The sequence below is a fragment of the Pelomonas caseinilytica genome (assembly GCF_021353235.1).
In the GTDB taxonomy this organism is placed as follows: domain Bacteria; phylum Pseudomonadota; class Gammaproteobacteria; order Burkholderiales; family Burkholderiaceae_C; genus Pelomonas; species Pelomonas caseinilytica.
The window spans coordinates 375280-395140 of sequence record NZ_JAJTWT010000002.1 but is presented as its reverse complement, the minus strand read 5'-3'; the positions used below and the strand labels follow the sequence as shown (position 1 = coordinate 395140).

At 69.2% G+C, this 19861-nt stretch carries 16 protein-coding genes; 9 read left to right on the top strand and 7 right to left on the bottom strand.

Going from position 1 to position 19861, the window contains the following annotated elements:
- Window positions 1-3 precede the first annotated feature (3 nt).
- Window positions 4-696 carry a glutathione binding-like protein gene (locus LXT12_RS05605; RefSeq protein WP_233390287.1) on the bottom strand — a complete coding sequence of 231 codons (693 nt, stop codon included), beginning with the start codon at window positions 694-696 and terminating at the stop codon, window positions 4-6.
- 71 nt (window positions 697-767) lie between these two features.
- Between LXT12_RS05605 and LXT12_RS05600 the strand changes: the two genes are divergently transcribed.
- Entirely contained in the window at window positions 768-1505 is a 738-nt protein-coding gene (locus LXT12_RS05600; RefSeq protein WP_233390285.1) for a hypothetical protein, read from the top strand.
- A gap of 25 nt (window positions 1506-1530) precedes the next feature.
- On the opposite strand, the gene LXT12_RS05595 is transcribed toward LXT12_RS05600, so the two are convergent.
- Together LXT12_RS05595 and LXT12_RS05590 are read right to left on the bottom strand one after the other, a co-directional pair.
- A complete protein-coding gene (locus tag LXT12_RS05595) occupies window positions 1531-2604 on the bottom strand; it encodes a phosphotransferase (RefSeq protein ID WP_233390283.1) in 1074 nt (357 codons plus the stop codon).
- 191 nt (window positions 2605-2795) lie between these two features.
- Entirely contained in the window at window positions 2796-3500 is a 705-nt protein-coding gene (locus LXT12_RS05590; RefSeq protein ID WP_233390281.1) for a Crp/Fnr family transcriptional regulator, read from the bottom strand.
- 195 nt (window positions 3501-3695) lie between these two features.
- Here LXT12_RS05590 and LXT12_RS05585 point away from each other — a divergent pair, with 195 nt between their 5' ends.
- Window positions 3696-5378: a type IV pilus assembly protein FimV gene (locus LXT12_RS05585; protein ID WP_233390278.1), complete on the top strand. Its 1683-nt coding sequence runs from the start codon at window positions 3696-3698 to the stop codon at window positions 5376-5378.
- 274 nt (window positions 5379-5652) lie between these two features.
- Here LXT12_RS05585 and LXT12_RS05580 read toward each other — a convergent pair whose 3' ends face one another.
- The 4 genes from LXT12_RS05580 to lptF are packed head-to-tail and all read right to left on the bottom strand — an operon-like array spanning window position 5653 to window position 9183.
- Window positions 5653-6597, bottom strand: coding sequence for a CysB family HTH-type transcriptional regulator (locus LXT12_RS05580; protein ID WP_233390277.1), 945 nt, complete (start codon window positions 6595-6597; stop codon window positions 5653-5655).
- Window positions 6594-6965, bottom strand: coding sequence for a sirohydrochlorin chelatase (locus LXT12_RS05575; RefSeq protein WP_233390274.1), 372 nt, complete (start codon window positions 6963-6965; stop codon window positions 6594-6596). The genes LXT12_RS05580 and LXT12_RS05575 overlap by 4 nt, the downstream gene beginning before the upstream one ends.
- The gene (gene lptG / locus LXT12_RS05570) at window positions 6962-8089 is read right to left on the bottom strand and encodes an LPS export ABC transporter permease LptG (RefSeq protein WP_233390272.1); all 1128 of its coding nucleotides are present in this window, start codon (window positions 8087-8089) and stop codon (window positions 6962-6964) included. Before lptG ends, LXT12_RS05575 begins: the two co-directional genes overlap by 4 nt.
- Window positions 8086-9183 carry an LPS export ABC transporter permease LptF gene (lptF, locus tag LXT12_RS05565; RefSeq protein ID WP_233390270.1) on the bottom strand — a complete coding sequence of 366 codons (1098 nt, stop codon included), beginning with the start codon at window positions 9181-9183 and terminating at the stop codon, window positions 8086-8088. The genes lptG and lptF overlap by 4 nt, the downstream gene beginning before the upstream one ends.
- 28 nt (window positions 9184-9211) lie before the next feature.
- On the opposite strand from lptF, the gene LXT12_RS05560 reads away from it, so the two are divergent.
- The 7 genes from LXT12_RS05560 (at window position 9212) to prsR (ending at window position 19851) form a co-directional block, all read left to right on the top strand.
- Complete coding sequence (locus LXT12_RS05560; RefSeq protein WP_233390269.1) at window positions 9212-10675, top strand: leucyl aminopeptidase; 1464 nt, start codon at window positions 9212-9214, stop codon at window positions 10673-10675.
- A gap of 4 nt (window positions 10676-10679) precedes the next feature.
- Window positions 10680-11102, top strand: coding sequence for a DNA polymerase III subunit chi (locus tag LXT12_RS05555; RefSeq protein WP_233390267.1), 423 nt, complete (start codon window positions 10680-10682; stop codon window positions 11100-11102).
- Between the two features lie 117 nt (window positions 11103-11219).
- Complete coding sequence (locus LXT12_RS05550) at window positions 11220-12362, top strand: branched-chain amino acid ABC transporter substrate-binding protein (RefSeq protein WP_233390265.1); 1143 nt, start codon at window positions 11220-11222, stop codon at window positions 12360-12362.
- 452 nt (window positions 12363-12814) lie between these two features.
- Window positions 12815-14206, top strand: coding sequence for a group II intron reverse transcriptase/maturase (gene ltrA / locus LXT12_RS05545; protein WP_233390808.1), 1392 nt, complete (start codon window positions 12815-12817; stop codon window positions 14204-14206).
- 696 nt (window positions 14207-14902) lie between these two features.
- On the top strand, window positions 14903-16285 hold the full coding sequence (locus tag LXT12_RS05540) for a TIGR03013 family XrtA/PEP-CTERM system glycosyltransferase (protein WP_233390263.1): 1383 nt from the start codon (window positions 14903-14905) through the stop codon (window positions 16283-16285).
- 54 nt (window positions 16286-16339) lie between these two features.
- Window positions 16340-18493, top strand: coding sequence for an XrtA/PEP-CTERM system histidine kinase PrsK (prsK, locus tag LXT12_RS05535; protein WP_233390261.1), 2154 nt, complete (start codon window positions 16340-16342; stop codon window positions 18491-18493).
- Window positions 18490-19851, top strand: coding sequence for a PEP-CTERM-box response regulator transcription factor (prsR, locus tag LXT12_RS05530; protein WP_233390259.1), 1362 nt, complete (start codon window positions 18490-18492; stop codon window positions 19849-19851). Before prsK ends, prsR begins: the two co-directional genes overlap by 4 nt.
- Window positions 19852-19861: the final 10 nt, after the last annotated feature.

Below are 19861 nucleotides of genomic sequence, written 5' to 3'. Positions count from 1 at the left end.
GGCTCAGCGCTGCTCGAGCTGGCGCTGGCCGAACAGGGCCTCGCGGGCCTTGTCGTCAGTGAGCGGCCTGCGCGCGCCGGCCAGCACCTCCAGGCCGCGCTGCACGGCCGGGCGCTTGGCGATCTCGTCGAACCAGCCCTTCAGGTGCGGGTAGTCGGCCATCTGCACGCCCTGGTTCTTCCAGGAGCGCAGCCAGGGGAAGACGGCGATGTCGGCGATGCTGTACTCGTGGCCGCCGAGGTAGGTGGAATGCGCCAGGCGCTTGTTGATGACGCCGTACAGCCGCCGGGCCTCGTTGGTGTAGCGCTCGACGGCGTAGTCGATCTTCTCGGGGGCGTAGATGCGGAAGTGGTGGGCCTGGCCGAGCATGGGGCCGACGCCGCCCATCTGGAACATCAGCCACTGCAGCACCTCGTACTTGCCGCGCACGTCGGCAGGCAGCAGGCGGCCGGTCTTGCCGGCGAGATAGAGGAGGATGGCGCCGCTCTCGAACAGCGAGATCGGCTGGCCGTCGGGGCCGTCGGGGTCGGTGATGGCGGGGATCTTGTTGTTCGGGCTGATCGCGAGGAAGGCAGGCGAGAACTGTTCGCCGGCGCCGATATCCACGGGATGGACCCGGTAGGCGAGGCCGCACTCCTCCAGCATGATGTGCACCTTGTGCCCGTTGGGGGTGGGCCATGAATACACTTCGATCATTCGTCGCCTCCGTCCGGTGCGCTCCAGGTGAACCCTGGCAAGCGGCCCCATTCTCAGACTTCTCACGACTCATGGTGGTAAAGCAAGTCAAGCACTGGCTGGTGACGCGCGCCAACGCTGCGCGCTGGCGGCCCATCCAGGACTGGGCCGAGGCGCGCGGCGCCGCATTCAACCAGACGCGCGACGGCCAGGGCTTCCTGATCGAGCAGCCCAAGGCACAGCCGGGGCCGTTGCGCATCGAATGGGGCGTGTCCCAGCGCAGCTACCTGCCGGGCACGGAGCTGCGCATGCGCTGCGAGATGGGCCTGCACCACGACCTGCAACTGATGGTGCTGTGCCGTACCCTGATGGAGAACCTCGAGCGCGCCGTCTTCGAGGCCTACACCGACACGCTCAAGACCCGCATCGACACCGACACGCCGGAGGAGATGCGCTGGCTGGTCATGTTCCCGAAGTTCAACGGCGCCGGCTCGCAGCTGCTGCGCCAGCGTTACGGCCTGGTCGGCGTGACCAAGGAGCTGACGGGGGCGTGGGTCGAGGGCGAACTCGGCGAAGCCCTGGTGCAGGCCAGCCAGGACCTGCTGCCCGACGGCCATCCCTTCGTGCTGATGTGCATGCGCGGCAACCTCTACCTGCGCACCGAGATGACCGAGCCCGACCTCTCCCGGCTGCAGGCCTTCGTGCGGCTGCTCGAGTGCGCGGCCCGCGAGGCCCAGCGCATCAGTGGCCGGCTCTCGGAGGCGGGGGCGTGGCCCACGACGACGTCCATCGCCTGGACGCACTCGACGCGCCCCGGCGACGCGAGCTGAAGGCGGGCGCTCAGTCCTCAGGCCCTCAGGCCTTCTGGGCGAAGCTCCAGGCCAGCTCGGACAGCGGCCGGGCGCTGGCCGCCGTCTCGCGGGCCTGGGCGCTGGAGGCGGTGCCGTCGACGACGCGCTTGGCGATGCCCTGCACGATGGCCGCGATGCGGAACATGTTGTAGGCCATGTAGAAGTTCCAGTCGGCCATGACGGCGTCGACGTCGGCCCGGCCGGTGCGCTCGCAATAACGCTGCACGTACTCGCGCTCGCTCGGGATGCCGAGCTCGGCGAGGTTCTTGCCGCCCAGGCCGCGCGCGGCGCCCGAGGTACGGATGTGCCAGCTCATGCAGTGGTAGCTGAAGTCGGCCAGCGGATGGCCGAGGGTGGACAGCTCCCAGTCCAGCACGGCGATGATGCGCGGCTCCGTCGGGTGGAAGACGACGTTGTCCATGCGGTAGTCGCCATGGACGATGGCGACCTCGGCCTCGTCCCGCGCCGAGGCCGGGATGTGGGCGGGCAGCCATTGCAGCAGCGCGTCCATCGCCGGGTTGGGCTCGGTGATGGAGGCGAGGTACTGCTTGCTCCAGCGGCCGATCTGGCGCTCGAAGTAGTTGCCCGGCTTGCCGTAGTGCTCCAGTCCGACGGCCTTGAAGTCGACCTGGTGGAGGGCGGCGATGACGCGGTTCATCTCGTCGTAGAGCGCCGCCCGCTCGGCATTGGCCATGCCGGGCAGGCTCTGGTCCCACAGCACGCGGCCGGGCATGAACTCCATGACGTAGAAGGCGCGGCCGATGACGGATTCGTCCTCGCACAGGGCCAGCATGGCGGGCACCGGCACGTCGCTGCCGGCCAGGGCGCGCATGACCTGGAACTCGCGCTCGATGGCGTGGGCCGAGGGCAGCAGCTTGGCCACGGGGCCGGGCTTGCTGCGCATCACGTAGCGCGCGCCCGGCGTCGTCAGCAGGTAGGTGGGGTTGGACTGGCCGCCCTTGAACTGCTCGATGGACAGCGGCCCGGCGAAGCCATCGACGTGCGCGTGCAGCCAGGCCTCGAGGGCCGCGGTGTCCAGGGGCTGGGCGAGGGGACGGGTGCCGGTGAATGCTTCCATCCGGGGATTGTGCAAGTGCAGTGCTCGCCAGCCTGTCCCGCCAGTGTCATGCAATGCCGGGCCGAGCGCCGGGCCGCCCCAAGCCGGCCCGGTGGCGATGTGCTTGCGGCTGGATGCCGCAAGCATCGCCGTCCCCACGGGGGACCGACCAGTCAGCGCGCGTTCAGCGACGCCGGACTGGGCGAGGGGCTTCAACGAGCCGCTGCGGCCAGGAGCTTTTCGCGGCTCAGCACGACGAGCCGGGTCGGCTCGACGCGCACGGCGCCCTCGCGCTCGAAGGTCTTGAGCTCCTGGTTGACGCGCTGGCGCGAGGCGCCGAGCAACTGGGCCAGGTCTTCCTGGGCCAGCTGCAGGCCGATGCGGATCTCGTCGCCTTCCTGCACGCCGTAGGACCGCGCCAGCAGCAGCACCTGCTTGGCCAGCCGGGCGGCCAGGGGGCGGGTGTTGAGGTCCTCGATCATGTCGAACATGAGGCGCAGGCGCCGGCAGTTCAGGCGCAGCAGGGCGTCGTAGAGCTCGGAGTGGGCCTGCAGCAAGGCGCGGAAGTCGGCCTTGCGCACGCACAGCAGCGTGGTGTCGCCATGGGCGTAGGCGTCGTGGGTGCGGGGCAGGCCATCGAACAGGGCGATGTCGCCGAACCAGGTGCCGGGCTCGACATAGGTCAGGGAGATCTGCTTGCCGGCCAGCGAGACGGAGCTGACGCGCACGGCGCCCTTGGCGACGCCGCACCATTCCTCGGCGGGCTCGCCGCGGTGGGACAGCATGGTCTCGTCGGCCAGGCGCCTGACGTAGGCGCGTTGCAGGATGTCGTTGCGCAGCGCCTCGGACAGCCTGGAGAACCAGGCGCCTTGGTCGATCTGCTGGCGTTCGGCGGGAGTGAGGCTGAGTGCGTTCATGGCTGCCTGACATTGTGACGCGTGGAGGCGGGCGCCCCGTGGCCCCCGCGGTGCCGGCGTCGGGATGGCGTCAGGGTGCCCATGCTAGAGTGCCCGCGCTGTTTCAACCCTTCGTTCAACCGCATCGCTAGCCGCCTGCAGCCAATGCCCTTCACGGCCCCGCGCCCGTCGTTGCTGGGTGCTCTCACTCCCGCCTTGGCACTGCTGCTCGGCCTGGCGCCCCAAGGCGCCCAGGCCCTGGGTGTGGGCCGGCCGCAGGTGCAGTCGGCCCTTGGCAAACCGCTGGACGTCAGCCTGCCGCTGACGCTGGCCGATGGCGAAGCACTCAGCGACGGCTGCCTGCGCGCCGAGGTCATGGCAGGCGACGCGCGCGTGCCGGCCGGCCTGCTGCAGCTGCGCGTCGAGGGCGAGCCTGGCGACCGACGCATCCGGCTGCGCAGTGTCGTTCCCGTCGAAGAGCCCGCACTGCGCATCACGCTGGCCCTGGGCTGCCCGGTGCGCCTGACGCGCGAGTTCAATGCCTTCGTCGACCCCCCGGCTTCGGCCGCCGCGCCTGCGGCTGCGCAGCCGGCTCCGGCGCCGGCACCGATGCCCGCCGCCGCCGTGCCCGCCGAGCCGCCGAGGGCCGTGGCGGAGGCGCCCGCCGCGCCGCGGCCGCGTCCGCCGCGGCGCACGAGGCCGCAGGCCAGCGGTCCGCGGCTGGTGCTGGAACGGCCGGAGGTGCTCGTCAGCCAGGCGCCGCAGCGGCCGGCCGCCGCCAGCGCCCCCGAGATGGAGCTGACGCCCGAGCTCGAAGCCCAGATCAGCCAGCTGGAGCAGACCGTCGCCCAGCTCAAGGCCGAGCTGGAGGCGCGGCAGGCGGCCTCGGCGGCGGCCTCCATGCCGGCCTCGGCGGCCGTCGCCGCCACGCCTCCTGCTTCCGTACCCACCGCGCCCGTCGTAGCGGCAACGGTGCCCAGCCCGCATGTCGCGGCCTACCGCGACCCCTGGACGTGGTTGTTGACCCTGGGCCTGGGCCTGGTGGCGGGCACGGCGGCCTTCCGCGCCGGCCGCTGGATGGACCAGCGGTCCCGCCGCGAGACCGCCTACTGGCGGGCCCTGGAGGCGACGGCCGAAGGCGCCGCCGTGGCGCCGCCGCCCACGCCCGCGTCGCCCGGCATGGCGCCGTCGGTCCAGGCCGGCACGGCTTATCCGTTGCCCGACGAGGGCCAGCACACCGCCACGCGCCCCCAGCCCCGGCCGATGGCATGGCCGCCTCCGCCGCCTGCCATGCCGCCCGTGCCGGTGCCGGCCCGAGGCGCCTCCACGCCCGACCCGGCCATGATGGCCACGCAGCCGCTGCCGGTCCAGGCCGCCGCCGCGCCTGTGCTGTCGCAGGAGCTGGCCGTGGCCGACGAACTGCTCGACCTGCAGCAGCAGCTCGACTTCCTGCTGCTGCTCGGCCAGCACGAGGCCGCGGCCGAACTGCTCGCGACGCGGATCAGGCAGGGCGCGGGCAGCCCCATGCCTCACCTGATGCTGATGGAGCTGTGCCAGCAGCGCGGCGAGCCCGAGGCCTTCGCCGAACTGGCCCGGCAGTTCGCGCAGCGGTTCAGGTTGCCGGTGCCGGCGTGGGAGCACAGCCTCTCCCAGGGCCGGACGCTCGATGCCTGCACCAGCGTCATCGCCCACATCCAGGTCGCATGGGCCGACCCGGCTGCGGCGATGCAGCTTCTGCAGACCTTGCTGGCGCAGGGCGGCGGCCCCGGCGTGCCCAGCTTCGAGCTGCCGTCCTACCGCGACCTGCTGACGCTCTATGGCGTGGCGCGCGACCTCTACGAGGCTGGCCTGCGCAGCGACGGCGTGGACCTGATGCTGCCGCTCGATTCGCAGTTCTAGGGCCTGTTCACACTACGGCAGGGGTCGCGAAGGCCATCCCCCAGGGGCCAATCAAGGCGCAGCGCGCCGCCCGCATTGATATGCGGGCAAGCGGTGCAACGCCGAGTGGCCCCTGGGGGATGGCCTTCCCTTCGGGTTGTGACCAAAAGGCCCGCGCGCGGCGTTGCGAAGCCTCGCTTGGGGCCTACCCAAGCTTCGTTTCGCGCCTTGCTCGCGGGCCTTTTGGTCGCAACGCGACCCCTGCCGTAGTGTGAACAGGCCCTAGTCCACCGCGTCACAGGCTGAAGTCGTCGGCCTCGCCGGTCATGGCCTTCTCGATGAGCTTGCGGCTGAGCCGGTCCGACAGCAGCTCGGCGAAGGCGTAGACGTAGTTGCGCAGGTAGGCGCCGCGCTTGAAGGCGATGCGCGTGACGTTGCTGCCGAGCAGCGTGCCCAGGGGGCGCGCGACAAGGTCGCTCGTCGGTGGCTCCTCGCGCATGGCCATCTCGGCGACGATGCCCACGCCCATGCCGAGGCGCACATAGGTCTTGATGACGTCCGAGTCGATGGCCTCCAGCACGACATTGGGTGTGAGATGACGCGAGGCGAAGGCCTTGTCGATGCGGGTGCGGCCGGTGAAGCTCGGGTGGTAGGACACCAGGGGCTGTGCCGCCAACTGCTCCAGGCTGACGCGCTCGACGCCCGCCAGCGGATGGTCGCGCGGCACCACCATCACGTGCTGCCACTCGTAGCAGGGCAGGGTGACCAGCTCGGGATACTGAGCCAGCGACTCGGTGGCCAAACCCAGGTCGGCCGTTTCGTCGATGAGCATGCGGGCGACCTGGTCGGGGCTGCCCTGGTGCAGGCTGATGCGCAGCTGCGGCAGCTGCTTGCGCAGTTGCGCCACCGGTGCAGGCAGCACGTAGCGCGCCTGCGTGTGCGTCGTGGCGATGGAGAAGGTGCCGCTGTCCTGGCGCGAGTATTCCTCGCCGATGCGCTTCAGGTTGGCCACCTCGCGCATGATGATCTCGATGCAGGCCAGCACCTGCTGGCCCGGCTCGGTGATGCGGCGCAGCCGCTTGCCGTGGCGCGAGAAGATGTCCACGCCCAGCTCCTCCTCCAGCTCGAGGATGGCCTTGGACACGCCCGGCTGCGAGGTGAACAGGGCCTTGGCCGTCTCGGTGAGGTTGAGGTTGCGGCGGGCGGCTTCCTGGACGAAACGGAATTGGTGGAGGTTCATTCGAGCTTGCTGAGGCAGGCGTCACACATGGCCTGGAGAACGGCGTCGTGCTCGCCGAGCGGGGCGTGCAGCAGCCATTCGACGGCGTCGCCGTGCCGGGCGCGCAGGCGGTCCAGGAGGAGGGGCACGTCGCGGCGCACATGGCCGCCGGTGCCGAGGAACAGGGGCAGCACGTGCACGCGGGTGCAGCCCCCGGCGGCGAGCTGCGCCGCGGCCTCCTCCATGCCGGGCGACATGAACTCGAGATAGGCCAGCGCCACGGGCGTGCCGGGCCGCGCGGCGCGCAGCCGCTCGGCGACGGCCTCGAAGGGGCGTGCCCAGGCCGGGTCGCGCGCCCCGTGGGCAAACAAGAGCAGCCCCTCGGTCATCGATAACGCACCAGCCAGGTGAAGGCCGCCATCGACAGGCCCAGGTAGAGCAGGCTGGGCGTGGCGGCCACCACCCAGGGTGTCCAGTTCTTGAGCAGGCCGAGGTGGCCGGCGACGTTGTTCAACAGCACGAAGCTGATGCCCAGCATGATGCCGCCGAAGACCTTGATGCTGATGCCGCCCGAGCGGCCGTGGAGGTAGGCGAAGGGCAGGGCCAGCGCCACCATGACGAAGCAGGCGAACGGATAGAAGGCCTTGCGCCAGAACTGGATGTTGTGGGCCTGCGCCGACTGCTCCTGCGCCGACAGGTGCTTGGTGTAGCGGTAGAGCTCGAGCGTGGACATCGACATCGCCGGCAGCACCGCCGCGGCGATGACGCCGGCGTGCAGCGAACTCTGCCAGTCGAACTTGTCGAACTGCTGCTCGCTGACGACGACGTCCCCGACCGGGTTGGCTTCGGCGGCGGCGCCGGGGTTCCAGATCGTGCGGCGCACCGACTGCAGGTGCCACACGCCCTGGGCGTCGACGTCGACCTTGCCGGCCTGGGTGCGTGAGATCAGCCGGCCCTCGGGGTCGAACTCGTAGATGTGCACGTCTTGCAGCTCGCCGCCGCCGCCGACGCGACCGACCTTGACCGAATAGCTGCGCTCCTGGCCGTCGACCTTGCGGTGGTCCTTGAGCCAGGCGCCGCGGTTGTCCGTGCTGGCGTCGTGGCTGAAGCGGGCGCGCATGTCGTCGCTCTTGCGCTCGACCTGGGGCGCGACGTAGTCGCCGACCGCGAAGGTCAGCACGGCGAACACGGCGGCGAGGCCCGCGAGCAGGGACAGGGCCCGCGCCGGCCCGAGCCCGCCGGTGCGCAGGATGGTGAACTCGCTGCTCTGCGCCAGCCGGGCCAGGGCGAGGATGGCGCCGATCAGCACGGCGATGGGGAAGAGCTCGTAGAAGCGCCCCGGCGTCTGCATGGCCGCGAGCAGGGCCGCCTTGCCCGCACCCGCCCCGACGCGCGACATGCGTTCGAGCTCGTCGACGAAGTCGAAGAAGAAGAACAGCGACAGGAAGGCCAGGGTCACGAGGACGATGGAGCCGACGATGTCCTTGTAGAGCAGGCGGCGCACGGTCCTCATGCGGCGGTCTCCTTGGCGCGCCGGCGCAGGCAGAAGCGGTTGCCGTTGTCGCGCAGCCAGATGGCCGCCAGGGCCAGCAGCAGCGCGCCGCCGTGCAGGCCGACGAGGGCGCGGGGCAGGCCGACCCGGCCGTTGCCCACCCAGTTCTGCGACAGGTTGATGAGGTTGAAGTAGACGATGAAGGCCAGCAGTGCGAACAGCAGGTTCCAGTTGCTGGCGCGGCGCGGGTTGCTGGCCGACAGGCCGATGCCCAGCAGCGCCATGTTGATGCCGCCGAGGATCATGCCGAAGCGCCAGGCCAGCTCGCCCTGGTTCTTGGCCGTCGGGGCGCGCAACAGGTCGAGCGTGGCCATGGCCTTGGGCGGCAATTGGCTGGCGTTGCTCGCCACCGGCGCGTCCGTCATGACCTGGTAGCGCTCGAAGCGCGCCAGGCTCTTCTCGCCGGTCTTGAGCTGGGTCTCGTTGCGCTGGCCGTGGTCCAGCACGAGGAAGCGGTCGTCGCCCTCGATCTCGATGCGGCCTCGCGCCGACGTGGTGACCGATTCGCGGTCGTTCTGGTTGGCGAGGATGAAGACGTTGCGGCCGACGGTGGCGTCGTCGCCGTCGCGCTCGATGAAGAAGACGCGGCTGCCGTCGCGCGAGGTCTGGAACTGGCCTGGTGCCACGCGCGAGAGGTCGCCGCGCTTCTGGTAACGGTCGCGCAGCTCGGCGCTGTTCTGGTTGCCCCAGGGCCAGACGAAGAGCATCAGTGCCACCACCGCCAGCAGGATCGGCCAGGCCGTGCGCAGCACCGGCCGCACGAAGCGCGCCAGCGGCACGCCGCTGGCGAACCAGATCGTCATCTCGGATTCGCGGTAGATCCGGCCGAGGGTGGCGACGACGGCCACGAACAGCGACAGGATCAGCATCGTGGCCAGATGGGAGATGGAGGCATAGCCCATCAGCAAGACGACGTCCTGCGGCGCCACATTGCCCCCCGCCGCCTGGCCCAGCGTGCGGATCAGGATGGACGTGAGCACGATGGTGAGGATGACCACCAGCGTGACGCCGAAACTGCGTGCCAGCTCGGACCGCGTCGATGAATCGAATAACATCAAATCACTCTATCTACTTCCAGTCATTATGGACTTCAAGATTCAAACCGCAGAGCTGGACGGCCTTGCGGGCGCGGGGGCTGACGCCCTGATCGTGGTGATTGGTGGCGAGGCCCTGCCCAAGGGGCTGGACGCCGCCGTCGCGCGGCACGCGCAGGCCGCCGTCAAGCTCGGCGATTTCGATCTCAAGGCCGGCCAGGCGTTGACCCTGGTGCAGGCAGAGGGCGTGAAGGCGCCGCGCCTGGTGCTCGTGGCCAGCGGCAAGACGACGCTGGCCGCCGCGCGTGCGGCCCTGGCCGCCGGCCTGGCCCAGGTCAAGTCGCGGGGCGCGGTCAGTGCGGCCGTCGCGTTCGCGGGCTTCGAAGCCGCGCTCGCGGAGTCGCTGGCCGAGCAGGCCGCGCTGGCCGCGACGGATGCCGTCTATGTCTACCGCCACACCAAGCCGAGCGCCCCCGCGGCGCCCAAGCTGGCCAAGGTCAGCCTGCTCGTGGGCAAGGCCGATCTCAAGGCCGCCAAGGCCGGCCTGGCGCGCGGCCAGGCCATCGCCGCCGGCGTCGAGCTGGCGCGCGAGTGCGCCAACCGGCCGGCCAACCATGCCACGCCGACCTATCTCGGCCAGGTCGTGCAGCAACTCGGCAAGACCCATGGCCTCAAGGTCGAGGTGCTGGACCGCAAGGCGGTCGAGAAGCTCGGCATGGGCAGCTTCCTGGCCGTGGCCCAGGGCTCGGACGAGCCGCTGCGCTTCATCGTGGCCCGCTACGACGGCGCCCCCAAGACCGTGGCGCCCGTGGTGCTGGTGGGCAAGGGCATCACCTTCGACACCGGCGGCATCTCGCTCAAGCCCGGTGCCGAGATGGACGAGATGAAGTTCGATATGGGCGGCGCTGCCAGCGTCATCGGCACGCTGCGCGCGGTGGCCGAGTTGAAGCCCAGGCTCAACCTCGTCGTGATCGTCGCGGCCTGCGAGAACATGCCCAGCGGCCGGGCCGTCAAGCCGGGCGATGTGGTCACGTCGATGTCGGGCCAGACCATCGAGATCCTGAATACCGATGCCGAGGGCCGCCTCATCCTCTGCGACGCGCTGACCTATGCCGAGCGCTTCAAGCCCGCGGCCGTGGTCGACGTGGCGACGCTGACCGGCGCCTGCGTCATCGCCCTGGGCGGCGTGCGCAGCGGCATGTATGCCAGCGACGACGAACTCGCCGGCGCGCTGACGGCCGCCGGCGATGCGGCCCTGGACCCCTGCTGGCGCATGCCCCTGGACGACGACTACGCCGAAGGCCTGAAGAGCAACTTCGCCGACGTGGCCAACATCGCCGGCCGGGCGGGCGGCTCCATCACGGCGGCCAAGTTCCTGCAGCGCTTTGCCGGCAAGTACCGCTGGGGCCACCTCGACATCGCCGGCACCGCCTGGAAGGGCGGCGCCGCCAAGGGCGCCACGGGCCGGCCGGTGGGCCTGCTGACCCACTTCGTGCTCAGCCAGGCCAAGTAAGGCCGTGGCCCTGCAGGTCAGCTTCTACAGCGACGCGGCCGACCCGCTGCATTTCGCCTGCCGGCTGGTGCGGCGCGCGCTGGCTGCCGGCAAGCCGGTGGGCGTGCGCGTGCCCCCGGCCCAGGCAGCGCGGTTGGACGGCCTGCTGTGGAGCTTCGAGGCCGCCGAGTTCATCCCGCACCGGCGCTGGGACGGCGTCTCGCCGGCCGTGCCCGGCGAGGTGCTGCTGGTCGACGATGCGGCACGCCTGCCGCATCGCGGCCTGCTCCTCAACCTTGCGGACGAGATGCCCGAGGCGGCCTTCGAGTTCGAGCGCATACTCGAAGTCATCGGCCGGGAGGCCGACGGCGTTAAGGCGGGGCGTGTGCGCTATCGCGTCTACCAGCAGGCCGGTGCCAGGCTGGACCACTTCTCCGCAGCGGGTTGACAACGTCGCTTCCACGCTTTCCCGAATGAGAGCCCCCCGGATTTGGGGTATGTTCAATTGGTTGAAAACTCAACGTTCGTCTGTTCGTTCCTTTCCATTTCAAACCGGAGTTGATCCATGCAAGTCAAAGTGAATGTGGTGGTGGGTGCCGTCGCCGCGCTGCTCAGCGGTGTCGCGATGTCCCAGGAGCTGGTGGTCAAGATCGGTCACGTCGGCCCGACCAGCGGCCAGATCGCCCACCTCGGCAAGGACAACGAGCTGGGCGCCCGCCTCGCCATTGAAGACCTCAACGCCAAGGGCCTGACCATCGGCGGCAAGAAGGCCAAGTTCGAGCTGCTGGCCGAAGACGACGCCGGCGATCCCAAGCAAGGCACGGCCGCCGCCCAGAAGCTGGTCGACGCCAAGGTCAACGGTGTCGTGGGTCACCTGAACTCCGGCACTTCCATCCCGGCCTCCAAGGTCTACAGCGACGCCGGCATCCCCCAGATCTCGCCGTCCGCCACCAATCCCAAGTTCACCCGCAACGGCTACAAGACCACCTTCCGCGTGGTGGCCGACGACGTGCACCTGGGCGGCACGCTGGGCAAGTACTCGGTCACGCAACTGCACGGCAAGTCCATCGCCGTGATCGATGACCGCACCGCCTACGGCCAGGGCGTGGCCGACGAGTTCGAGAAGGGCGTCAAGGCCGCTGGCGGCAAGGTCGTCGGCCGCGAGTTCACCAACGACAAGGCCACGGACTTCACCGCCATCCTGACCTCCCTGAAGGGCAAGAAGCCCGACGTCGTCTTCTTCGGCGGCATGGACGCCGTGGCCGGCCCGATGCTGCGCCAGATGAAGCAACTGGGCATCGAAGCCAAGTTCATGGGCGGCGACGGCATCTGCACGGGTGAGCTGCCCAAGCTGGCCGCCGGCACCATGGGTGACGGCCAGGTCGTCTGCGCCGAGGCCGGCGGTGTCGAGGGCGAGGCCAAGAAGTCCATGGACGACTTCAAGGCCAAGTTCAAGTCCAAGTTCAACGTCGACGTGCAGATCTACGCTCCCTACGTCTACGACGCCGTCAACGTGATGGCCGCCGCCATGGTCAAGGCCGGTTCCGCCGAGCCGGCCAAGTACCTGCCGGTGCTGGCCAAGACCTCGGGCTACAAGGGCGTGACGGGCACCATCTCGTTCGACGAGAAGGGTGACATCAAGAACGGCGCCCTGACGCTCTACACCTACAAGGGCGGTGCCCGCGAGCAACTCGCCGTCGTGCGCTGATCTTCAGCTCTCCCGAGCAAACGCCCGCCGTCCGGCGGGCGTTTTTCTTTTGTGCGCCCAGCATGGGCGCATTCCTACGGGTGCAAGTCCCGTCGTAAGTTGATCACGACGAACGAAGCGAAGCGCAACTGCGTGAGGGCGACCGAGCGTGGGAAGGAAGCGTGAAGCGTAAATCGCGAGCCGATGAACAAGAACTGCATAGAAGGCGCTGCCAAGCAGGGCGAGCGGGCAAAAGGCCGCAAAGCTCTTGTGATCAAGGCGAGGTGGCGTAGATGCTGCGGCTGTGCGATGAAGGAGTGCGCGCCTTACCTGGGGACGCCTCGCCTTGCGGCTGAAGGGCCGACGGCGGTGCCGGAGCGAGGTCTCAGCAGAGGTCGTAGTAGCTGGGTAGCGGGGCCGCTGAGGCCGCCAGCGAGAGGCGAAGGACCGAACGAGAGCAAGTGACCGAGGACGTGGGAATGTCAAAGGCCATGCGTCAGACGCTGGAGCAATCCGGGCGGGCGGGTGTAGCGCGCGGTGAAGCCGGGCGTGATCCTGCCAGCGACGAAGCCTGCGGCCCGTTCCGCGAACACCAGGGCACAGGGTCGGCAATGCCGAGGGCAGGGGCTGGCACCCTGCTGGAGGCGGCGCTGACGAGAGAGAACCTGCAGGCGGCTTGGAAGCGGGTCAAGGTCAACAAGGGCGCCGCGGGCGTGGACGGGCTCGACATCGAGCACACCCAGCGTCTGCTGCAAACGACGTGGCCACGGATTCGCCAAGAGCTGCTGGAGGGGAAGTACCGGCCGATGCCGGTACGCAGGGTGATGATCCCGAAGCCGGATGGCAGCCAGCGCGAACTGGGCATCCCGACGGTGACGGACCGGTTGATCCAGCAGGCACTGCTGCAAGTGCTGCAACCACTGATCGACCCTACCTTCAGCGAGCATAGCCACGGGTTCCGGCCGGGCCGGAGTGCGCACGACGCGGTCAAAGCCGCACGGGCCTACGTCCAGTCCGGCAAACGCGTGGTGGTGGACGTGGACCTGTCGAAGTTCTTCGACCGGGTGAACCACGACATCCTGATGGACCGGCTCTGCAAGCGCATCCCGGACAAGGCTGCTCTGCGGCTCATCCGTGCGTACCTGAACGCCGGCATCATGGATGGCGGGGTCAAGGTGGAGCGGCACCTGGGCACGCCGCAAGGCGGGCCGCTGAGCCCGCTGCTGGCCAACGTGCTGCTCGACGAAGTGGACAAGGCACTGCAGGCGCGAGGCTACGGCTTCGCGCGCTACGCCGACGACTGCAACGTCTATGTAGGCAGCATGAAGGCGGGTGAGCGGGTGATAGCGTGGCTGAGGAAGTTGTACGGCAAGCTGAAGCTTCAGATCAACGAAGCCAAGAGCGCCGTATGCAGCGCCCTCGGGCGCAAGTTCCTGGGCTATGAGCTGTGGGTGGCCAAGGGGCGCGAGGTGAAATGCAAGGTGGCCCAAAAGGCCATGAGCACCTTCAAAGCGCGCATCCGACAACTCACGAGTCGCTCAGCTGGACGCAGCATGGAGCAAGTGGTGCAGAGGCTGCGGCCCTACCTGCTGGGCTGGAAGGCGTACTTCGGGCTGGCGCAAACGCCCAAGGTCTGGCGCGAGCTCGACGAGTGGCTGCGCCACCGACTCAGGGCGATCCAGCTCAAACAATGGAGACGTGGCACGACCATGCACCGGGAGCTACTAAAACTGGGTGCTACGCCCACTGTTGCTCGACACGTGGCGGCCAACGGTCGCTGCTGGTGGCGCAATAGTGCCATGGCGCTCAATACCGTGCTCACCCTCGCCTGGTTCGACGGCCTGGGACTCCCGCGCCTCTCATGACCTCAAACTCTCGAACCGCCCGGTGCGGACCCGCACGCCGGGTGGTGTGGCAGGGGTGCTTCCTATGATGGGAGCCCCCTATGCCGATTGCGCGCCGGAAATCCAGCCGGCATATAGGCAGACGACAAATCCAGGCCGGCTGCGACGGCATTTCCGGAAGAATCTCGGTTCCGGTGTGCCTGCAAATACTTGTGGAATATTCACGGCCGGCGCACGACGCCGTCCAATCCTGGTTAGGGCGGGGTGTCCGAAAACCGGTTTCGTGCGGTTCCAGGCGGCGGCCCGTGCGATCCGCACGCTTTGCGACCCCTTCCGGCGGCAGGCGTCATGGTGGCGTCGCCGGCTTTGCGGTCTACTGCCGCCCGTCGTGAAAACGACCGTTGCCTTCCTCTGACGGACGAGACGGATTCAAGGGGCACGCCCCCTCCAAACGGGGGGCTTTCAAGCCCTGGGGCCAGAGGCATGATGCCGGCGCGATCAAGGTCGGGCTGACCGGTGTTCGCTGTGGCGTCAAGCCCGGGACATCCTCAGTCCGGCCCGGTGTCTGCCCGGAGTCCGTCATGGCGGGGCCGGAGGTCGGCAGGCGATGCGAGGGGCGGTCGTTGCGACGGAGTCGGGAATATCGATATTCAATCGAATTTCCAGTTCCGAATGCGAATGCCGGAAAACACCAAGCAGAAGTGATCGGGGATGTAGATGATTCGAATATTCAACCATTACCTGCACAAGCAGACCCTGCTTCAGGTCTTCTTCGACCTCGGCCTCATCGTCTTCGCCGTCATTGCCGTGGTCCTGAGCCAGGGGGAGGCTGCACAGACGGTGCTGCCCTTCGCTGCATCCCACGGCCTGTCGCTGGCCGGTTGCATGTTCGTGATCAATTCGGCTACAGGTTTCTACCAGCACGTGCACAACCGCTCGATCACCGAGTCCTGCGCACGCGCCTTGTTCGGCCTGCTGTTCGGCCTGCCGCTGGCCTATGCCATCTTCAGCCTGGTGCCGTCCAACACCAGCCACCGCGACCTGCTCACCCTCGTGGCCATGGCCGCCGTCGCTGCCGTCATGATCCACCGCGTCTATGCCGCCCATTCGGGCGCCCAGGCGCGCATGCGCAGCCGCATCCTCATCTTCGGCACCGGCGCGGCGGCTCGCGCGGTCGGCAACACGCTGCGTGCGTCCGACCCGCATGCCCAGATCGTCGGTTACTACGCCGGCCCGAACGAAGAGCAGCATGACGTGCCGGGCTCGGAGATCATCAACGACGGCGCCAACCTCACCGAGGCCGCCCTCAGGCACAACGTCGATGAGATCGTCGTCGCGCTGACCGAGCGTCGCGGTGGCAGCATGCCGTTGCGCCAGTTGCTGGACTGCAAGCTCTCCGGCGTGCGCGTCGTCGACATCGCCACCCACTTCGAGAAGACGCTGGCGCAGATCAACATCAAGCACGTCAACGCGGGCTGGCTGGTGTTCGGCGACGGCTTCAGCCAGGGCATGCTGCGCGCGGCCATCAAGCGTATCTGCGACATCGTCTTCGCGACGCTGATCCTCATCGCCACGCTGCCCATCATGCTGTTCACGGCCCTGGCCATCCGCCTGGAGTCGCGCGGCCCGGTGCTCTACCGCCAGGAGCGCGTGGGCCTGAACGGCGTGCCCTTCAAGGTGATCAAGTTCCGCAGCATGCGCACCGATGCCGAGAAGGACGGCAAGCCGCGCTGGGCCACCAAGAACGACGACCGCGTGACGCGCGTCGGCCGTTTCATCCGCAAGGTGCGCATCGACGAGCTGCCCCAGCTCTTCAACGTGCTCTGGGGCGAGATGAGCATGGTCGGCCCGCGCCCGGAGCGCCAGTTCTTCGTCGACGAGCTCATCGCCAAGATCCCCTACTACGCCGTGCGCCACAGCGTGAAGCCGGGCGTCACCGGCTGGGCCCAGGTCCGCTACGAATACGGCTCGACGATCGAGGACTCGGTCGAGAAGCTGCAGTACGACCTCTACTACGTCAAGAACCACTCGCTCTTCCTCGATCTGCTGATCATGCTGGAGACGGTGGCGGTGGTGCTGACGGGCAAGGGCGCCCGTTGAGCGTCTCGGCGTAAGCGCCGATGCCCCGCGTGCTGGGGCGTGCTTGAATCCTGCATGCCTCTCGCCGAATCGGACTCCCCCTCCAGAGGCGCCTTCATCGAGGCCCTCGCCCCGCTCGCCTCCCTGGGCCACCTGGGCGATCTGGTCTGCAGCGTCGCTTACGGCGTGTTCGCGCTGTACTTCGCGCAGCGGCTGCTGCGTGGCAGCCTGCCCGTCAAGGCGCTGGCCCTCGTGTTCCTGGCCGCCCTGGTGGCCAGCTCGGCGTGGGCCGCCGCCGCCCTGGTCGAAGGCCTGAGCCACTGGTCCAGCCGCCCGCCCGCCTGGCTGGTGCCGGGTCTTGACCTGTTGCGCTTCGCGCTCTGGTTCGCCTTCATGCTGATGCTGCTGCCGGCCAGCCGCAACGGTGCGGAGCTGGGCTGGGCCCGGCCCGTGGCCGCGGCGGAGGTGCTCCTGCAGCTGGGCGTCGTCGTGGCCGGGCAGTGGATGCCCGCCGAGGCGCTGGCGCGGCCCCAGGCCTTCACGGCGCTGGGCCGGGCGGTGCTCGGCCTCGTCCTCATCGAGCAGATGCTGCGCAACGCCTCGGCGGATGCGCGCTGGAACGCCAAGCCCGTGGCCCTGGGGCTGGGCGCCATCTTCGTCTTCGACCTCTTCATCGGCTCGCAGGCCGCGCTGTTCGAGCGTTTCGACGGCGACGCCGTCAGCGTGCGCGCCCTCGTGCACGCAGCGGCGGTGCCGCTGCTGTACGTGGCCTCGCGCCGGCATGCCGACTGGCTCGGCAAGCTGCACGTGTCGCGCGCCGCCGTCTTCCATTCCGCGGCGCTGCTGCTGGTCGGCGCCTACCTGCTCGTCGTGGCGGGGGTGGGCTACTACGTGCGCTACACGGGCGGCGAGTGGGGCAGGGCACTGTCGGTGGCCTTGGTGTTCGTCGCGCTGGTGGCGCTGGCGCTGCTCGTGGCGTCGGGCTCGATGCGCTCGCGGCTGCGCGTCTACATCAGCAAGAACTTCTTCAGCTACCGCTACGACTACCGGGAGGAGTGGCTGCGCTTCACGCAGCTGCTGTCCAGCAGCGCCGCGCCGCAGGACACCGCCGAGACCGTCGTGCGCGCCCTGGCCAACCTGGTCGAGAGCCCGAGCGGCATGCTGTGGCTGCAGCGCTCCGCCGACGCCGACTTCGCCCAGGCCGCGCGCTGGAACCTGCCCGCCCAGGCCGGCAGCGAGCCGCGCGACGGCGGGCTCGCCAGCTTCTGGCGCGAGCGGGCCTGGATCATCGACGTGGACGAATGGCGCGAGCGGCGCGAAGCCTATCCGGGGCTCGACCTGCCCGACTGGCTGGCCGGCGAGCCTCGCTGCTGGCTGATCGTGCCGCTGCTGGTGCGCGAGGCGCTGATCGGCTTCGTGGTGCTGGGCCGTCCGCGCGCCGTCGTCGAGCTGAACTGGGAGGTGCGCGACCTTCTGCGCACCGCGGCCAGCCAGGCCTCGGGCTACCTGGCCCAGGCCCAGGCCACCGAGGCCCTGCTGGAAGCGCGCAAGTTCGACGCCTTCAACCGCATGTCGGCCTTCGTCGTGCACGACCTGAAGAACATCGTGACGCAGCTGTCGCTGATGATGAAGAACGCCAAGCGCCTGCGCGACAACCCCGAGTTCCAGCAGGACATGCTCGACACCGTCGAGAACTCGCTCGAGAAGATGCGCCAGCTCATGCTGCAGCTGCGCGAGGGCGACAAGCCCCACGGCGTCACCAGCGGCGTCGACCTCGAGCAGATCGCGCGGCGCCTGGCCGCGGCGGCGGCGAGCAAGGGCCGGGTGCTGCAGCTTCAGCTGCAACCGGGCGTCAGCACGCGCGGCCACCCGGAGCGCGTGGAGCGTGTGCTGGGCCACGTGGTGCAGAACGCCTTCGACGCCACGCCGCCCGGTGGCGACGTTCGGCTCATCCTCGATGCGCAGGGGAGCCAGGCCCGCGTTCGCGTGGAGGACACGGGCTGCGGGATGAGCGAGGATTTCATTCAGAATCGGCTCTTCAAGCCGTTCCAGACGACGAAATCGAGCGGCATGGGCATCGGTGCCCACGAGAGCTACCAATACGTGCAGGAACTGGGAGGCAAGATCAGCGTGCACAGCGAATTGAACCGGGGCACCACGGTGACCCTCCTGCTGCCTTTGTTCCACGCCCAGGCCGACGCGCCTCTGGCCACGCTCGACGCGCGATGAGCACGCCCCGCCACGCACCGCTGCTGATCGTCGAGGACGATCTCGCGCTGCAGAAGCAGCTGAAGTGGTCGCTCGACCGCTTCGAGTCCGTCACGGCCGACGACGTCGCCAGCGCGGTACTGCAGTTCCGCCGCCATAACCCCGCCGTCGTCACCATGGACCTCGGCCTGCCGCCCGACCGCGACTCGGTCTCCGAGGGCTTCAAGTGCCTGGAGAAGCTGCTCGAGCTCGACCCGGGCGTGAAGGTCATCGTGCTGACCGGCCAGAACGACCAGGACAACGCCCTGCGGGCCATCCGCATGGGGGCCTACGACTTCCTGGCCAAGCCGGTCGACCCCGACGTGCTGAGCCTCACGGTCGAGCGCGCCTACCGTCTCTACGAGCTGCAGCAGGAGAACCGCCGCCTGCAGATGCAGCAGAGCAGCGACGTGTTCTCGGGCCTCATCACCCGCGACCCGGGCATGCAGCGGGTCTGCCGCATGATCGAGAAGGTGGCGCCGAGCGACGCCACCGTGCTGCTGCTGGGCGAGAGCGGCACGGGCAAGGAGGTGCTGGCCCAGGGCCTGCACGACGCCTCCAAGCGCAAGGGCCGCTTCGTGGCCATCAACTGCGCCGCCATCCCCGAGACGCTGCTGGAGAGCGAGCTCTTCGGCTACGAGAAGGGCGCCTTCACGGGGGCGACCAAATCGACGCTGGGCAAGATCGAGACGGCCAACGGCGGCACGCTGATGCTCGACGAGATCGGCGACCTGCCCATGCCGCTGCAGGCCAAGCTGCTGCGCTTCCTGCAGGAGCGCGTCATCGAGCGCGTCGGCGGCCGGCAGGAAATCCCCATCGACGTGCGCGTCGTCGGGGCCACCCACCAGGACCTCAAGGCCCGCATCGCCGACGGCCGCTTCCGCGAGGACCTCTTCTACCGCCTCGCGGAGATCGTCGTCGAGATCCCGCCGCTGCGCGACCGCGTGGGCGACCCGGTGCTGCTGGCCCATGCCTTCGCGCGCCGCTTCGCCACCGAGATGCGCCGCCCCGTGCCCACGCTGGCTGACGACGCCGTGCGTGCACTCGAGGCGCACCGGTGGCCCGGCAACGTGCGCGAACTGCAGAACATGCTCAAGCGGGCCGTCATCATGGCCGAGGACGACCGCATCACCGCCCTGGACCTCGGCCTGCGCGCCGCGCCCCAGCCGGCCGAGGAGCAGGCGACGCTGGACCTGCGCACCGTGCGCGAGGCTGCCGAGCGCCAGGCCGTCATCACCGCCCTGGCCCGCACCGACGGCAACATCGTCCGCGCCGCCGAACTGCTCGGCGTCAGCCGGCCCACGCTGTACGACCTGATGGAGCGGCTGCAGATCAAGTAGCCGCCTGGGG

Bases quoted from the DNA above. Each gene is read 5' to 3' on its own strand.
- LXT12_RS05605 (WP_233390287.1), bottom strand. From the start codon at position 696: ATGATCGAAGTGTATTCATGGCCCACCCCCAACGGGCACAAGGTGCAC.
- LXT12_RS05600 (WP_233390285.1), top strand. From the start codon at position 768: ATGGTGGTAAAGCAAGTCAAGCACTGGCTGGTGACGCGCGCCAACGCT.
- LXT12_RS05595 (WP_233390283.1), bottom strand. From the start codon at position 2,604: ATGGAAGCATTCACCGGCACCCGTCCCCTCGCCCAGCCCCTGGACACC.
- LXT12_RS05590 (WP_233390281.1), bottom strand. From the start codon at position 3,500: ATGAACGCACTCAGCCTCACTCCCGCCGAACGCCAGCAGATCGACCAA.
- LXT12_RS05580 (WP_233390277.1), bottom strand. From the start codon at position 6,597: ATGAACCTCCACCAATTCCGTTTCGTCCAGGAAGCCGCCCGCCGCAAC.
- LXT12_RS05575 (WP_233390274.1), bottom strand. From the start codon at position 6,965: ATGACCGAGGGGCTGCTCTTGTTTGCCCACGGGGCGCGCGACCCGGCC.
- lptG (WP_233390272.1), bottom strand. From the start codon at position 8,089: ATGAGGACCGTGCGCCGCCTGCTCTACAAGGACATCGTCGGCTCCATC.
- lptF (WP_233390270.1), bottom strand. From the start codon at position 9,183: ATGTTATTCGATTCATCGACGCGGTCCGAGCTGGCACGCAGTTTCGGC.
- LXT12_RS05560 (WP_233390269.1), top strand. From the start codon at position 9,212: ATGGACTTCAAGATTCAAACCGCAGAGCTGGACGGCCTTGCGGGCGCG.
- LXT12_RS05550 (WP_233390265.1), top strand. From the start codon at position 11,220: ATGCAAGTCAAAGTGAATGTGGTGGTGGGTGCCGTCGCCGCGCTGCTC.
- LXT12_RS05540 (WP_233390263.1), top strand. From the start codon at position 14,903: ATGATTCGAATATTCAACCATTACCTGCACAAGCAGACCCTGCTTCAG.
- prsK (WP_233390261.1), top strand. From the start codon at position 16,340: ATGCCTCTCGCCGAATCGGACTCCCCCTCCAGAGGCGCCTTCATCGAG.
- prsR (WP_233390259.1), top strand. From the start codon at position 18,490: ATGAGCACGCCCCGCCACGCACCGCTGCTGATCGTCGAGGACGATCTC.